This is a genomic window from Streptomyces boninensis (assembly GCF_048572725.1).
Lineage (GTDB): Bacteria > Actinomycetota > Actinomycetes > Streptomycetales > Streptomycetaceae > Streptomyces > Streptomyces boninensis.
Genome location: NZ_CP183837.1, coordinates 6,805,150 through 6,820,494, shown reverse-complemented (window position 1 = coordinate 6,820,494; position 15,345 = coordinate 6,805,150). Strand labels below are relative to the sequence as shown.

Here is a 15,345-nt window from a genome sequence, read left to right as displayed (position 1 = left end):
TGTCTCCCTTGGAGGGCTTCCCCAGCGGCTTTCGCTGTACCTAAAGCTTCTTCTCCAAGGGGGGTGCGCCACATCGGGCGACCTCCTCATCTCTGGCGCCTGAGGGCCTTAGATACGGGCCTGAGGAGGGGCTTATGCGCCTAAGGCCCCGCGCTTCGGGGTCTTAGCCGGGGCCTGGGGCGCGCCCAGACAGGCCCCTAGACCGGCTCGGTCTGCTCGAAGAGCCGCAGCTTGTGGGCCACCGCGGCCGCCTCGCCGCGCCCGGCCACGCCCAGCTTGGCCATCATGTTGGACACATGGACGCTGGCGGTCTTCGGGGAGATGAAGAGCTCCTCGGCTATCTGCCGGTTGGAGCGGCCCGCCGTCACCAGCCGCAGCACATCCTGCTCCCGGGCGGTAAGACCCAGCTCGGCCACCGCGTCCGCCGGCGTCTCGCCCTCGTCGCCGCCGAGCGCGATCCGGGCCCGGCCCGCCAGCCGCTCGATCTCCGCGCGCAGCGGCTCGGCGCCCAGCCGCTGGGTGGCGGCGTGGGCGGCGGTGAGCAGCTCGGCGGCCCGCTCCCGGTCGCCGCCGGCGGCCAGCAGCGCGCCCGCCCAGCGGTATTGCACCTTGGCGAGCTGGTACGGGATCTCGTACGGCTCCAGCTCGGCGGCGGCCCGCTCCCAGTGGGACGGGTCGTCGGCGCCGCGGGCGCGGGCGAGTTCGGCGCTGATGTGCAGCACCATGGCGGGGCGGCGCACCCGCTGCTGGGTGATCCGGCCGGCCTCCGCCTCAACCCGGTCGAGCAGCTCCGCGTGCTCCGCCTCGTCCAGGCCCGGCAGCCCGGCCGTCTCGGCAAGGAACCCCGCCCCGGCCAGCAGGAATTGCGCCACATACGACGCCTGGCCCGGCAGCGGCAGCAGCTCCAGGCCGCCGCGCAGCCGGTCCATCGCCTCGGCGTGCTCGCCGCGGGCGGCGGCGCATTCGATCTCGGTGAAGTACAGGGGTAGGCCGAACTGCGGCTCGCCGTCGTTCTTGCCCATCAGCGAGCGGGCGGCGGCGATCGGCCCGCGGGACTCCTCGTGCCGGCCGCGGGCGAGCGCGAGGGTGGCGGCCTGCTTCTCCATGCTGGCGCGGGGGCGGGCGCCGCGGGCGTGCCGGCGCCATTTCGCGATCACCGCGTCGGCCCGGTCCCAGTCCCCCATCGTGGTCATCGACTCGGCGACATTCCCGGCGATGAAGGCGGCGCTGTCGTACAGGCCACGGCGGCTCAGCTCCTCCACGCCGACCAGACCCGCCTCCACGGCCTCCGCCGAACGGCCGTACTTCTCCAGCTGGTCGGAGATCGCGGCATGCACCCGCTGCAGCAGCCGGGGCGCGCCGATGCGGCCGGCCTGCTCGCGGGCGTCGAGGAGGTCGGCGAGCCAGCCGTCCTCCTCATTGCGCTCGGCCTGGATGCAGGCGAGCGACACCCGGGCGTTCAACTCGACCTCCAGGGCGCCGACTTCGCGGGCCACGGCCACGGCGCGCTCGCTCAGCTCCACGGTGGATTCGTCCCAGCGGTGCAGCACCAGCCAGTTGGCCACATTGGACAGCACATCGGCCTGGACGGCGGACGGCGGCTGGTCCTCGACCAGCTTCAGCGCCTCGGCAAGCTCCGCCCAGCCGTCGCCGCGCCCCGACTCGGTCACCAGCCGGGAGCGCTCCATCCAGAACCAGGCCGCGCGCCGCGGATCCCGCGCCGGATCGATCTGCTTCAGCGCCTTTTTTACGTAACTCAGCGCCTGCTCGCGCATCCCGTCGAGCCGGGCGGCCACCGCGGCCTCGGTGAACAGGTCGATGAACTTCGTGCTGTTCGTCGGGTCGGCGGGGTCGCAGCCGCACGGCCGGTACGACTCCAGGCTGCCCATGTGCGGCATCCGCAGCCGCAGGGCCTCAGAGACGTCGTCCCACAGCTCCATGGCGCGCTCCAGCAGCTTCAGCTGCTCGGCGTACGCATGCCGCTCGCGGGTCTCCTCGATGGCCTCCATCACGGCGGGCAGCGCCTTGGCGGCATCGCGGGCGTAGTACCAGTAGCTGGCCAGGCGGGTGGCCCGCTCCTCGGGGCGGACCAGCGTCGGGTCGGCCTCCAGGGCCTCGGCATAGCGGCGGCTCAGCCGCGTGCGCTCGCCGGGCAGCAGGTCGTCTATGACGGCCTCGCGGAGGAGGGCGTGCCGGAAGCGATAGCCGTCGTTGTCCTCGTCGGGGGCGGCGGGGACCAGCACATTGGCGCCGACGGCGGCGCGCAGGCCGCTGATCAGGTCGTCGTCGTCGAGTCCGGAGACGGCGGCCAGCAGGGCGTGCTCGACCGTGGTGTTACGGGCGGCGACCCGCACCACCTTCTGCGCGGTCTCGGGCAGCTCCTCGATCCGTACCAGCAGCAGGTCGCGCAGCGATTCGCTGAGCCGGCTGTCGCCGCCCGAGAGCGCCAGCTCCTCGACGAAGAACGGATTGCCCTCGGAGCGCTCGAAGATCCCCTGCACCAGCGCCCGGTCCGGCTCCGCGTCGCCGCGGATGCCGGCGAGCTGGGCGCGGACCTCGTCCTCGCTGAGCCGGGGCAGCTCGATCCGGCGCACGCTGCGCAGCCGGTCGAGCTCGGCGAGGAAGGGGCGCAGCGGGTGGCGGCGGTGGACGTCGTCCGACCGGTACGTGGCCAGGACGACGAGGCGGGCGGCGGGGATGGCCCGTACGAGATAGCCGAGGAGCTCGCGGGTGGAGCGGTCGGCCCAGTGCAGATCCTCGAGCGCGAGCACGATGGTGCGGGAGGCGGCCAGCCGCTCCAGCAGCCGCACGGTCAGCTCGAAGAGCCGGGTCCTGCCCTCCTGGTCGTGCACATCCCGGCCCGCGCTGCCGAGCTCCGGCAGCAGCCGGGCCAGCTCGGCCTCGCGGCCGGCCGCCGCCTCCGCCATCTCATCGCCGAGCTTGCGGTGGAGGCTGCGCAGGGCGGTGGCGAACGGCGCGAACGGCAGGCCCTCGGCGCCCAGCTCCAGGCAGCCGCCGACGGCGACGGTGGCCTGCTGCTCGCAGGCCGCGGCCAGGAACTCCTCCAGCAGCCGGGTCTTGCCCACCCCCGCCTCGCCGCCCACCACAAGCACCTGCGGCTCGCCGGCCGCCGCGCGGGCGAGCGCGGCGAGCAGCGTGCTGGACTCTTCCGCACGGCCGACGAAGACCGGGCTGATCGATCGGCTCTCCACTCTGCAGAGCATCGCACAGGGGTCCGACAGTCGGGAGTGAGTTTTTCTCCGGGCAGAGCGGCCCGGCCTAGGAGGAAGGCACGGAGGGCACGGAGGCGAAGAGGTCGAGGTACATGCCGCCCGCGATGAGCAGCCCGAGGATGCCGAGGATCAGGCCTGCGACGGCTACGGAGCGGATCCAGGTGACCGGCTGCGAGCCGCTGCCGCCGCGGGCGCTGCTGAGGACCGGCGGCAGCAGGACGACGGCGGCGACGAGCAAGGCGACCAGGGCGAAGGTGCCGTTGAAGAGGGCGGTGGTGTGCCAGGGGGTGGCGTACACGTCGGCGATCTGGTCGGCGGGGTTGCCGCCGGTCTGGCCCTGGGCGGAGGTCTTGATCTGGCCGATCAGCTCCTTGCGGGCAGCCATGGTGTCCGACATCCAGGTGCCGGTGAGGGAGGCGAGGCCGAGCGCGGCGCTGCTGATGGCGGCGGCGCCGATGCCGACGCCGGAGCGGGGCTTGGCCGGGGCGAGGTCGTCCTCGACGATGTCGTCGTCGCCGTCGTCCGCATCTGCGGCTGTATCTGCGGCTTCAGCCTCCGCCGCCTCCGCCTTTTCCTCGGCTTCCGCGGCCTCCGCCTCGGTCGTCTGGTCTTCGATCTCGGTCTGGTCGTCGGTCTTGGTCGTTGCACTCATGCCGGGCACCGTAGGGGCCGTTTCTGAGAGGAAAATTAATGCGGCTCCGGTACGGGCACGGGCTCCTCCGCTGCCGTCGGCAGCGGGCCCTCGATGCCGATCCGCGGCAGCCGCTTCTCCAGCCATCCGGGCAGCCACCAGTTCGCCCCGCCGAGCATGTGCATCAGCGCCGGCACCAGCAGCGTACGCAGCACAAACGCGTCCAGAGCGACCGCCACCGCGAGCCCGATCCCGAACATCGCGATGATCCGGTCGCCGCCCAGCACAAAGGCCCCGAAGACCGCGATCATGATGATCGCCGCGGAATTGATCACCCGGCTGGTCTCGGCGAGTCCGATCCGCACCGCCCGCCGGTTGTCGCGGGTGGCGAGCCATTCCTCGTACATCCGGCTCACCAGGAAGACCTGATAGTCCATGGACAGCCCGAAGAGCACCGAGATCATCACCACCGGCAGGAACGGCTCGATCGGCCCGGCCCCGCCGAGCCCCAGCGCCTCGCTCCCCCAGCCCCACTGGAAGACGGCGACGACGACGCCGAAGGAGGCGGCGACGGCGGCGATGTTCATGGCGGCGGCCTTCAGCGGTATCCCGATCGACCGGAAGGCGACCAGGAGCAGCAGGCAGCCGAGCCCGATGACGACGCCGGCGAAGAGCGGCAGCTTGCCGACGATGACCGCGGCGAAGTCGTCGTACGAGGCGGTGATCCCGCCCACGTACACATCGAGCGTGGTCCCCGCCTCGGCTTCCGGCAGCACCTGGGTACGCAGCCGGTCCACCAGGTCGGACGTCTTCTCCGACTGCGGGGACGTCTCCGGTATGACGGTGATGACGCCGGTGTCGCCCTTCCCGTCACCGAGCCCGGAGGCGTCGACGCCGGCCACCCCGGGCACCTCGCGCAGCTGCTCGGGCAGCTTCTGGAAGGCGAGCCGGTCGCCGGCGCCCTCGGTCTCGGCGACCAGCGTGAGCGGCCCGTTGAAGCCCGGTCCGAAGCCTTCGGCGAGACGGTCGTACGCCTGCCGGGTGGTCGCGGACGACGGGTGATTGCCCTGGTCGGAGGTGCCGAGGTGGAGGGCGAAGATCGGCAGGGCGAGCAGCGCCATGAAGGCGGCGGCGAGCCCGCCGAGCAGCCGCGGGTGGCGCTCGACGAAGCCGGCCCAGCGGGCGGCGAGCCCGTTCGGCAGCGTCGGCCGCGGGCCGTGCTCGGTCAGGGCGCGGCGCTCGCGGCGGCTGAGCGCCTTCATGCCGATGACGCCGAGGAGGGCGGGCAGCAGCGTGACGGCGGCGAGGACGGTGAGCATGACGGTGAGGGAGGCGGCGATGGCCACCCCGTTGAGGAAGCTGAGCCGCAGCACCAGCATGCCGAGCAGGGCGATGCAGACCGTAACGCCCGCGAACACCACGGCCCGCCCGGATGTGGCCACGGCCCGCTCGGCGGCCTCGCCGACCGGCAGACCCTCGCGCAGCCCGCGCCGGTGCCGGGTGACGATGAACAGCGCGTAGTCGATCCCGACCCCGAGCCCCACCAGCATCCCCAGCATCGGCGCGAAGTCGGCGACCGTCATGACATGCCCGAGCAGCCCGATCCCCGCGTACGCGGTGCCGACGCTGACCAGGGCGGTGGCGATCGGCAGTGCCATGGCGGCGAGCGAGCCGAAGGCGAGGAAGAGCACGACGGCGGCGACCAGGACGCCGATCGCCTCGGCGTAGTGCGCGCCGGGCGCCTGCAGCTTGGCCGCGCCGGGCCCGCCGACCTCGACCTCCAGGCCGCGCGACTCGGCGGACTTGGCCGTATCGATGAGCCGGGTGACGTCATCCTTGCCGACATCCTGCGCCCGGTCCGCATAGGTGACGGCGGCGTACGCGGTGCGCCCGTCGCCGCTGATCCGGTCGGCGCCGCGGCTGTCGTACGGCCCGTCCACCGCGGCCACGCCGGGCAGCGCGGCGATCTCGCGCAGCGTCTCGGTCATCCGCTGCTCGACCTCGCCGCCGCGGACGTCGCCCTTCGCGCTGTGCCAGACGACGGTGTCCGTATCACCGTCACTGGCGGGGAAGGCCTCGGCGACAAGCGCCTGCGCGCGGCCCGACTCGGTCCCGGGAACGTCGTAGTCGTTGGAGTACGCGGATCCGGCGACGAGCGCGGCCGCCGAGGTCCCGGCGAGGACGGCGAGCCAGAGCAGCACGACGAGAAGACGGCGCCGCAGGCACCACCGGGCTATCACCGACAAGGAACTGCTCCCTGTAAACATTCCGGATGTATCAGGGAACGGCCCCCAACGAGCTCCCAATCTGCGTTTGCACTATTCCACTTGAAAAAGATCGATTGTCTGTTTCGTGTCCGTAGTCACAGCAGAAGGGCGACACCCCGCGCACCGCGGGATGCCGCCCTTCTGGCGTGATCTGCGTCAGCCCTCGACGCCGAGCTTCTCCAGGATCAGCTCGCGGGCGCGGGCCGCGTCGGCCTGGCCGCGGGTGGCCTTCATGACCGCGCCGACGAGAGCGCCGGCGGCCTGGATCTTGCCGTCCTGGACCTTCTTGGCGATGTCCGGGTTGCCAGCGATGGCCTCGTCGACTGCCGCGCCCAGCGCGCCCTCGTCCTTGACGATGGCGAGGCCGCGGGCCTCGACGACCTCGTCCGGGGTGCCCTCACCCTTCAGCACGCCCTCGATGACCTGGCGGGCCAGCTTGTCATTGAGCGAGCCGTCCGTGACCAGGGCGGCGACCCGGGCGACCTGCTCGGGGGTGATGGGCAGCTCGCCGAGCTCGATGCCCTGCTCGTTGGCGTTACGGGCCAGTTCGCCCATCCACCACTTGCGGGCGGCGGTGGCGTCCGCACCCGCGTCGATGGTGGCGACGATCGGCCCGATGGCGCCGGCGTTGAGCACCGACTGCATGTCGTGCTGGGAGATGCCCCACTCCTCGCGGAGCCGGTTGCGGCGCAGCCGCGGCAGCTCGGGCAGCCCGGCCCGCAGCTGCTCCACCCACTCACGCGACGGGGCGACCGGCACCAGGTCGGGCTCGGGGAAGTAGCGGTAGTCCTCCGCCTCCTCCTTCACCCGGCCCGAGGTCGTCGACCCGGTGTCCTCGTGGAAGTGCCGGGTCTCCTGGACGATCGTGCCGCCGCCGTTGAGCACCTCGGCATGCCGGGAGATCTCGGACCGTACGGCCCGCTCCACACTCCGCAGCGAGTTGACGTTCTTGGTCTCGGAGCGCGTGCCGAACTTCTCCGCACCGGGCTTCATCAGCGACAGGTTGACGTCGCAGCGCATCTGCCCCTGCTCCATGCGCGCCTCGGAGACGGCCAGGGCCTTGATGAGCTCCCGCAGCTCGGCGACGTACGCCTTCGCGACCTCCGGCGCCCGCTCGCCCGCACCCTCGATCGGCTTGGTGACGATCTCGATGAGCGGGATGCCGGCGCGGTTGTAGTCGAGCAGGGAGTGCGAGGCGCCGTGGATACGGCCGGTGGCGCCGCCCACATGCAGCGACTTGCCGGTGTCCTCCTCCATGTGCGCCCGCTCGATCTCGACCCGGAAAACCTCGCCGTCCTCCAGCTGGACGTCCAGATAGCCGTTGAAGGCGATCGGCTCATCGTACTGCGAGGTCTGGAAGTTCTTCGGCATGTCCGGATAGAAGTAGTTCTTCCGGGCGAAGCGGCACCACTCGGCGATATCGCAGTTCAGCGCCAGACCGATCTTGATGGCCGACTCGACGCCGATGGCGTTGACCACCGGCAGCGCGCCGGGCAGCCCGAGGCATACGGGACAGGTCTGGCTGTTCGGGTCCTGCTTCAGCTCGGTGGAGCAGCCGCAGAACATCTTGGTCTTCGTGCCGAGCTCGACATGGACCTCAAGGCCCATCACCGGCTCGTAGGACGCGAGCGCGTCCTCGTACGTAACAGTCACTTTCCCGTCCCTCAACCGGCCAGGATGTCGTCGTCGTTCTTACGGCGCAGCTCGCGGAGCATTATGGCCACACCGGTGGCGATGGCCGCGCCGGAGACCAGCGCGTCCAGCATCCGCAGCTTGTCGTCCTCGAAGCGGGCCTGCTTCAGCTGCTTGGAGACGCTGATGGCGCCGAACAGCGTGGTGCCGATGGAGAGATACGTCCCCATCTTGGACTTCTTGACCTTGGCGAGAGACTTGCCAGGCTTGCTCATAGCGCGGGTGCCTCCTCAAGCAGCGGGTGTCCCCAGCGGGCGGCGAACGCGGCCTCGACGGCGGCGCCCACCTTGTACAGCCGCTCGTCCTTCATCGCCGGGGCGATGATCTGCAGGCCGACCGGCAGGCCGTCCTCGGGGGCGAGGCCGCAGGGCAGCGACATCGCGGCGTTGCCGGCCAGGTTCGACGGGATGGTGCACAGGTCGGCAAGGTACATCGCCATCGGGTCGTCGGCACGCTCGCCGATCGGGAAGGCGGTGGTGGGGGTGGTAGGCGAGACGAGCACATCCACGTCCTCGAAAGCCTTCTCGAAGTCCTTGGTGATGAGCGTGCGCACCTTCTGCGCGGAGCCGTAGTACGCGTCGTAGTAGCCGGAGCTGAGCGCGTACGTGCCGAGCATGATCCGCCGCTTCACCTCGGGACCGAAGCCGGCCTCGCGGGTGAGGGAGGTGACTTCTTCGGCGGAGTGACTGCCGTCGTCACCGGTACGCAGCCCGTACCGAAGCCCGTCGAAGCGGGCGAGGTTGGACGAACACTCGGAAGGCGCGATCAGATAGTAGGCGGCGAGCGCCTTGGTGAAGCTGGGACAGCTCACCTCGACGACCTCGGCGCCGAGCTCCTTCAGCAGCTCGACGGACTCGTCGAAGCGCTGCATGACCCCGGCCTGGTAGCCCTCCCCGCGGAACTCCTTCACGACGCCGATGCGCAGCCCCTCGACGGAGCCATTGCGGGCGGCCTCGACAACGGGGGGTACGGGCGCGTCGATGGAGGTGGAGTCGCGCTCGTCGTGCCCGGCCATGACCTCGTGGAGGAGGGCGGCGTCGAGGACCGTACGGGCGCAGGGCCCGCCCTGGTCGAGGCTGGAGGAGAAGGCGACCATGCCGTACCGCGAGACGCCGCCGTAGGTCGGCTTGACGCCGACGGTGCCGGTGACGGCGGCGGGCTGGCGGATGGAGCCGCCGGTGTCGGTGCCGATGGCGAGGGTGGCCATGTGCGAGGCGAGGGCGGCGGAGGAGCCGCCGCCGGAGCCGCCGGGGATCTTGGTGAGGTCCCAGGGGTTGCCGGTGGGCCCGTAGGCGCTGTTCTCGGTCGAGGACCCCATGGCGAATTCATCCATGTTGGTCTTGCCGAGGATGACGACGTCGGCGGCCTTCAGCCGCTTGGTGACGGTGGCGTCGTACGGCGGGATCCAGCCCTCGAGGATCTTGGAGCCGACCGTGGTGGGCACGCCCTCGGTGGTGAAGATGTCCTTGAGGGCGAGGGGCACGCCGGCCAGCGGGCCGAGCGTTTCGCCGTTGGCGCGCTTCTCATCGACCTTACGGGCCTGGGCGAGCGCCCCCTCCCGGTCGACGTGCAAGAAGGCGTGCACCTTCTCGTCCACGGCGTCGATCCGGGCCAGGTGGGCCTCGGTGACCTCGACGGCGGTGAGCTCGCCGTTGGCGATCTTCGCGGCGGTATCGGCCGCACTGAGCTTGATGATGTCGGTCACGTCCGTCACTCCTCCCCCAGGATCTGCGGCACCTTGAAGCGCTGCTGCTCCTGCGCAGGGGCGCCGGAGAGCGCCTGCTGAGGCGTCAGGGACGGGCGGACCTCGTCCGGGCGCATGACATTCGTCAGGGGCAGCGGGTGGGAGGTCGGCGGTACGTCTGCGTCGGAGACGTCCGAGACGGCCGCGACGGCGCCGATGATCGCGTCGAGCTGACCAGCAAAATGGTCGAGCTCCCCGTCGCTGAGCTCAAGCCGCGCCAGCTTGGCGAGGTGAGCGACCTCCTCGCGGGTGATGCCAGGCATGTGCTGGATCCTCACAGGGGTGGTTTCGGTTTGGGGCCAATCCTATGGGCACGCGGCGCATGCCTCGAAACGGATTCCCCTGCCGGGGAGGGTGGGCCCTTTGCTGCTTGCGCTGACCTCGGGCTTCCCGGCCGGCCCTACGAACCGGGCTGCGCCCGCCCACCCGCCCGCCCGTTGCTGTGTGCGGCAGGGGAACCACCGCGCACCACCTCACTCACCCTCACCTGCCCCGTCGCCCACCCACCCGCGCCCGCTCGCCTTCGCCTCCCCTCGCCCTCACCCACCTCCCCGCCAGCGCGCGGCAGCCCAAACCCGCCCCCGCCCCCACTCCTCCCGCAGCCAGCCATCCCACTCGCACCGAGACCACACGAGACCCGGCAACGCTGCCATCACCATCCGATACCGACCCACCCGCCCCACGACGCGACGGACGGCCTGGCATCGGATGGTGACGGCAGCGCCGCCGGGTGACGCCCGATGCCGGCGCCGGAAACGGGAGGCTGGCTGCGGAAGGAGTGGGGGCGGGGGCACGTGTGACTGCCGGCCGACGGATCCCGGGGTGGGTGACAGACGAGGCTGGTGGGGAGGAAGGCGATGGCGGGCGAGCGGACGGGCGAGGCCGGCGGGCGAGGCGGTGCCCGCTGACTTCCCCTACCGCTCACAGCAACGGGCGGGTGGGCGGGCACACAGGCAGGCGAGCACGAGCAGGCGGGCGCAAGCGACGGCGGACGAGGCGGTGCGTGGCGGCCTCCCTGTCGCACACAGCAACGGGCGGGTGGGCGGGCACACAGGCAGGCGAGCACGAGCAGGCGGGCGCAAGCGGCGGCGGGCGAGGTGGTGCGTGGCGGCCTCCCTGTCGCACGCAGCTGCGGGTGGGTGGGTGGGAGCAGCGCCGGGGAACAACGCGCAGCGCACACGCAACCCGCCCTACTTGATCGCCCGCTCCTCCGCCGTCGCCTCGGCCTCCGTCTCGGACTCGGCCTCCGCCTCGGACCCCGAGGCCGCCGCCGGCAACTCCAGCGGGCCCCGCGCGCCACGCGCATCGCCGCGCGCCCGCAGCCAAGCCGTCGTCTCGTCCGGCGGCATCGCAGCCGCGACCAGCCACCCCTGCACCGCATCGCAGCGCATGTCCCGCAGCCGCTCCCAGGTCTCGTCATCCTCGACGCCCTCGGCGACGACCCGCAGACCCAGCGAATGCGCCAAGTCGACCGTGCAGCGCACGATCTCCGCATCCTCATTGTCGATCGCCAGCCGCGCCACAAACGACCGGTCGATCTTCAGCTCACTCACCGGCAGCCGCCGCAGATGCACCAGCGACGAATAGCCCGTACCGAAGTCGTCGAGCGACATCTTCACACCATGGCCGGTGAGCCCCGCCAAGGTATCCGCCGCCCGCTGCGGGTCCTCAAGCAGCACATGTTCCGTTATCTCCAGCTGCAGCGCCCCCGGCGGCACCCCGTGGCGCGCCAGCCGCGCCGCGACCGCCCCCGCGAAACCAGGCGTGTGCACGTCACGCGGAGAGACATTCACGGCGACCGGCACCCGCAGGCCTTCGGACCGCCACGTCGCCACCTGCTCCAGCGCCGTCTCCAGTACGTACTCGGTGAGCAGCGGCATCAGCCCCGACGTCTCCGCGATGGCGATGAACTCCTCCGGGCTCACCCGCCCCCGCTCCGGGTGCTCCCACCGCACGAGCGCCTCGAGGCCCACGACCTCGCCGTCGAAGCCGACCTTCGGCTGGTAGTGCAGCTCCACCTCGTGCGACTGCAGCGCCCGCCGCAGGTCGCCGAGCAGCCCGAGCCGGTCCGGGGTGTTGCCGTCGCGCCGGGCCTCGTAGACCTCGACGCCGCTGCGGTCCCGCTTGGCCTGGTACATGGCGACGTCCGCGCGCCGCAGCAGCCCCTCGGTCTCCAGCGCATGCTCCGGGAAGACGGCGACGCCGGCACTGGCCTCCAGTACCAGCGTCAGCCCGTCCAGATCGAGCGGCGAGCCGAGTGCGGCGACAAGCGTCCGGGCCACCCGCTGCGCGGACGTCGTGGAGTCGACGGTCGGCAGCAGCACCGCGAACTCGTCGCCGCCCAGCCGCGCCGCCTCGGCCCCGCGCGGCAGCGCGAGCCGCAGCCGCTCCGCTATCTGCAGCAGCAGCCGGTCGCCCGCCAGGTGGCCAAGAGTGTCGTTTACGGCACGGAAGCGGTCCAGGTCGATCAGCACCAGCGCCGCCCGCTCGCCGGTGCGCTCCGCCTCGTCCAGCGCCGACCACGTGCGCTCCAGCAGCCACTGCCGGTTGGGCAGCCCGGTGAGCGGGTCCTGCAGCTGCTCCTCGGCCCGCGCCCGGGCGATCCACAGCGTGGAGTCGAGGGCGATCAGCGGCACGGCGAACAGCGGCAGCAGCACCGGCATATGGACGGCGACGACCACGATCAGCGGCGAGATGCCCAGCAGCGCGACGCCGACCAAGCCCTGCCGGATCAGCGCCGTGCGCGCAAGCGCGCTGCGGGCCGGGAGGCCGGCGTGCTGGGGCGCCGATCCGTACCAGAGCACCACCCGCGTGACCAGCAGATACGCGGCCGCGACCGTGATCAGCTCGGGGAGTACGTAGGCATCCCAGGTCTTCGGCTGCCACGGGTTGGCGACCGACGGGTGCACGCCGAAGGCGCGCAGCACGAGGGCGGCGCAGGCGACGCCGAGCACATCGACGGCGCCGTGCAGCAGCGCCTGTCGCCAGCGGTGCCGGCGGGCGGCGCCGACCAGCACCACCACCACGAGGCTGATGAACATCGCCGGCAGCCAGCCGTACAGCAGCAGCACCGCCAGGGTGAGCGCGGACCCGGATCCGGTGCCGCCCCACCAGCGGTCGCGGCCCATCGCCACCAGGTGCCCGACGATGATCGCCGTGAGCACCGCGAGCGACCAGCCGACGGTGGATCGGGGGAAGAGGGCGCGGTCTCCGGTGAGTGCCCCGTAGAGTCCGGCGGCGAGGGTCAGGCCCGCCGCGATCTGCACCAGCACCGGGAGGAGGGCGGTGACGGCGGCGGAGCCGGGCAGGAATCCGCGCAGCCGGGACGCCCGTTCGGCGCCTTCGGCCCCCGCGCGGGGGTCCGGGGGGCGAACCCCGGGCGACTGCGGCATCCCCGTCCCTCTCACCGGCAGGTGTGCGCCTGCGCGCACACCACTGGAGTCAACAGTAGGCCGCGGAGGGCCCGGGCGGGCGGCGATCGGCCTCGGTCGCCCGATAACTCCTTCTCGTCCTAGTCGTGTCTCACTCGGAGCCGGTGTCCGGCCCGGCCGAGTCCGTGGGGGTCCGGGGGGTCGCCCCCCGGGGATTGGCAGCACCGTCGTCACCCGTCGCCGCGATCAGGCGCGCGGCTTCCGGTCCCTCTTCCAGCAGTACGGCAAAACCGGCCTCGTCCAGCACTGGAACCTTCAGCTGAACCGCCTTGTCGTGCTTCGACCCCGGGTTCTCGCCAACGACCACGAATCCGGTCTTCTTGGACACCGACCCCGTGACCTTGGCGCCGAGGTGCTGCAAAGCTTCCTTCGCGCCGTCGCGCGTATGTGAATTAAGTGTTCCCGTTACGACGACGGTGAGACCTTCCAGCGGACGCGGACCTTCCGATCCGCTGGATTCGGCCTCCATCGTGACCCCCGCGGCCCGCCACCGCTCCACGATCTCGCGATGCCAGTCCACCGCGAACCAGTCCTTCAGCGACGCCGCGATGGTCGGCCCGACGCCCTCGGTCGCCGCCAGCTCCTCCTCGCTCGCCTCCATGATCCGGTCCAGCGACCGGAACTCCCGCGCCAGCGCCTGCGCCGCCACCGGCCCCACATGGCGGATGGAGAGGCCGGTGATGACCCGGTCGAGGGGCCGCTCCTTCGCCTCCTCGATGTGCTTCAGCATCAGCCCGGTGTTCTTCTTCGCCTCGCCCTTCTGGTTGGCGAAGAAGGTGACCACCTTGGGCTCGCCGGTCTTCGGGTCGCGCTTGGGCAGCCCGGTGTCCGGGTCGAGGACATAGGACTTGATGGGAAGGAGCTCGTCCTCCTTGAGGTCGAAGAGGCCGCCCTCGTCCTTCAGCGGCGGCTCGGCCGGCTCCAGCGGCTGGGTGAGCGCGGTGGCGGCGACATAGCCGAAGTTCTCGATGTCCAGGCACTTGCGCCCGGCCAGATAGAACAGCCGCTCCCGCAACTGCGCCGGGCACGACCGCGCATTGGGGCAGCGCAGATCGACGTCGCCCTCCTTCATCGGCCGCAGCTTGGTGCCGCACTCGGGACACTCGGCGGGCATCACGAACTCCCGCTCGCTGCCGTCCCGGAGGTCCGCCACCGGCCCAAGAATCTCCGGGATGACGTCCCCGGCCTTCCGCAGCGCCACGGTGTCCCCGATCAGGACGCCCTTCTCCTTCACCACATCCTGGTTGTGCAGCGTGGCGAACTCGACCTCGCTCCCCGCCACCAGCACCGGCTCGACGACGGCATACGGCGTCACCCGTCCCGTACGCCCAACGCCGACCCGAATGTCGACCAGCTTGGTATTGACCTCCTCGGGCGGGTACTTCCAGGCGATGGCCCACCGCGGCGCCCGGGAAGTGGACCCCAGTCGCCCCTGGAGCGGGATCTCGTCCAGCTTCACGACGATGCCGTCGATCTCGTGCTCGACGTCGTGCCGGTGCTCGCCGTAATACGCGATGATCTCGCGGACGGCGGGGATGTCGTCGACGACCTTCGCGTACTTGGACGTGGGCAGCCCCCACTCCTTCAGCAGGTCATACGCCTCCGACAGCCGGTCGAAGCGGACCCCCTCGATGTGTCCGATGCCGTGCACCACCATGTGCAGCGCGCGGGTCGCGGTCACCTTCGGGTCCTTCTGCCGCAGCGATCCGGCCGCGGAATTGCGCGGATTGGCGAAGGCCGGCTTGCCGGCCTCGACCAGATCGGCATTGAGCTTCTCGAAGTCCTCCAGGGTGAAATACACCTCGCCGCGGATCTCCACGACATCCGGGATGTTCTTGCCCTTGAGGCGGTGCGGAATGCCCGTGATCGTACGCACATTGGGCGTGATGTCCTCGCCCTGGCGCCCGTCCCCGCGGGTGGCGCCGCGGACGAGCCGCCCGCCCTCGTACGTCAGATTGACGGCGAGCCCGTCGACCTTGAGCTCGCAGAGGAAGTGGTGCGGGATCCCCTCGAGATCCTTCTCCACTCGCTCCGACCAGGCATCGAGCTCCTCATCGGTGAAGGCATTGTCGAGCGACAGCATCCGCTGCAGATGCTCTACGGAGGTGAACTCCGTCTCATACGCCCCCGCGACCTTCTGGGTCGGCGAGTCGGGTGTGCGCAGCTCGGGGTGCTTCTCCTCGATGCCTTCCAGCTGGCGCAGCAGCTTGTCGAACTCGGCGTCGCTGACGACGGGCGTCGTCACGTAATACCGAAAGCGGTGCTCCTCGATCTGCTCGGCCAGCTTCCGGTGCTGCTCGCGCGCCGCGCTGTCCGTACGCTCCGTGCTCAAGGAGTGCCTCCCGTA

The 15,345-nt window shown here is 71.2% G+C and carries 9 protein-coding genes; all 9 read right to left on the bottom strand.

The annotated features are described in order from the left end of the window. Positions 1-197 precede the first annotated feature (197 nt). The 9 genes from ACNNMR_RS31265 to ligA all read right to left on the bottom strand — a co-directional run bounded on the left by ACNNMR_RS31265 (position 198) and on the right by ligA (position 15,330). The gene (locus tag ACNNMR_RS31265) at positions 198-3,224 is read right to left on the bottom strand and encodes a helix-turn-helix transcriptional regulator (RefSeq protein WP_419998039.1); all 3,027 of its coding nucleotides are present in this window, start codon (positions 3,222-3,224) and stop codon (positions 198-200) included. Between the two features lie 55 nt (positions 3,225-3,279). After that, entirely contained in the window at positions 3,280-3,885 is a 606-nt protein-coding gene (locus ACNNMR_RS31260) for a hypothetical protein (protein WP_419998038.1), read from the bottom strand. Positions 3,886-3,920: 35 nt separating this feature from the next. Further along, on the bottom strand, positions 3,921-6,110 hold the full coding sequence (locus tag ACNNMR_RS31255; RefSeq protein ID WP_419998037.1) for an MMPL family transporter: 2,190 nt from the start codon (positions 6,108-6,110) through the stop codon (positions 3,921-3,923). 177 nt (positions 6,111-6,287) lie between these two features. Next, positions 6,288-7,784, bottom strand: coding sequence for an Asp-tRNA(Asn)/Glu-tRNA(Gln) amidotransferase subunit GatB (gene gatB / locus ACNNMR_RS31250; RefSeq protein WP_419998036.1), 1,497 nt, complete (start codon positions 7,782-7,784; stop codon positions 6,288-6,290). Positions 7,785-7,795: 11 nt separating this feature from the next. Next, positions 7,796-8,038 (bottom strand): hypothetical protein, encoded by a 243-nt coding sequence (locus ACNNMR_RS31245; RefSeq protein WP_419998035.1) that lies wholly within the window; start codon positions 8,036-8,038, stop codon positions 7,796-7,798. Next, positions 8,035-9,528, bottom strand: a complete 1,494-nt coding sequence (gene gatA, locus ACNNMR_RS31240; RefSeq protein WP_419998034.1) for an Asp-tRNA(Asn)/Glu-tRNA(Gln) amidotransferase subunit GatA — start codon at positions 9,526-9,528, stop codon at positions 8,035-8,037. Before gatA ends, ACNNMR_RS31245 begins: the two co-directional genes overlap by 4 nt. A 5-nt stretch (positions 9,529-9,533) precedes the next feature. After that, a complete protein-coding gene (gene gatC, locus ACNNMR_RS31235; protein ID WP_419998033.1) occupies positions 9,534-9,830 on the bottom strand; it encodes an Asp-tRNA(Asn)/Glu-tRNA(Gln) amidotransferase subunit GatC in 297 nt (98 codons plus the stop codon). 927 nt (positions 9,831-10,757) lie between these two features. Further along, entirely contained in the window at positions 10,758-12,959 is a 2,202-nt protein-coding gene (locus ACNNMR_RS31230) for a putative bifunctional diguanylate cyclase/phosphodiesterase (protein WP_419998032.1), read from the bottom strand. Between the two features lie 130 nt (positions 12,960-13,089). Beyond that, positions 13,090-15,330 carry an NAD-dependent DNA ligase LigA gene (gene ligA / locus ACNNMR_RS31225; protein WP_419998031.1) on the bottom strand — a complete coding sequence of 747 codons (2,241 nt, stop codon included), beginning with the start codon at positions 15,328-15,330 and terminating at the stop codon, positions 13,090-13,092. Between the last annotated feature and the right edge of the window lie 15 nt (positions 15,331-15,345).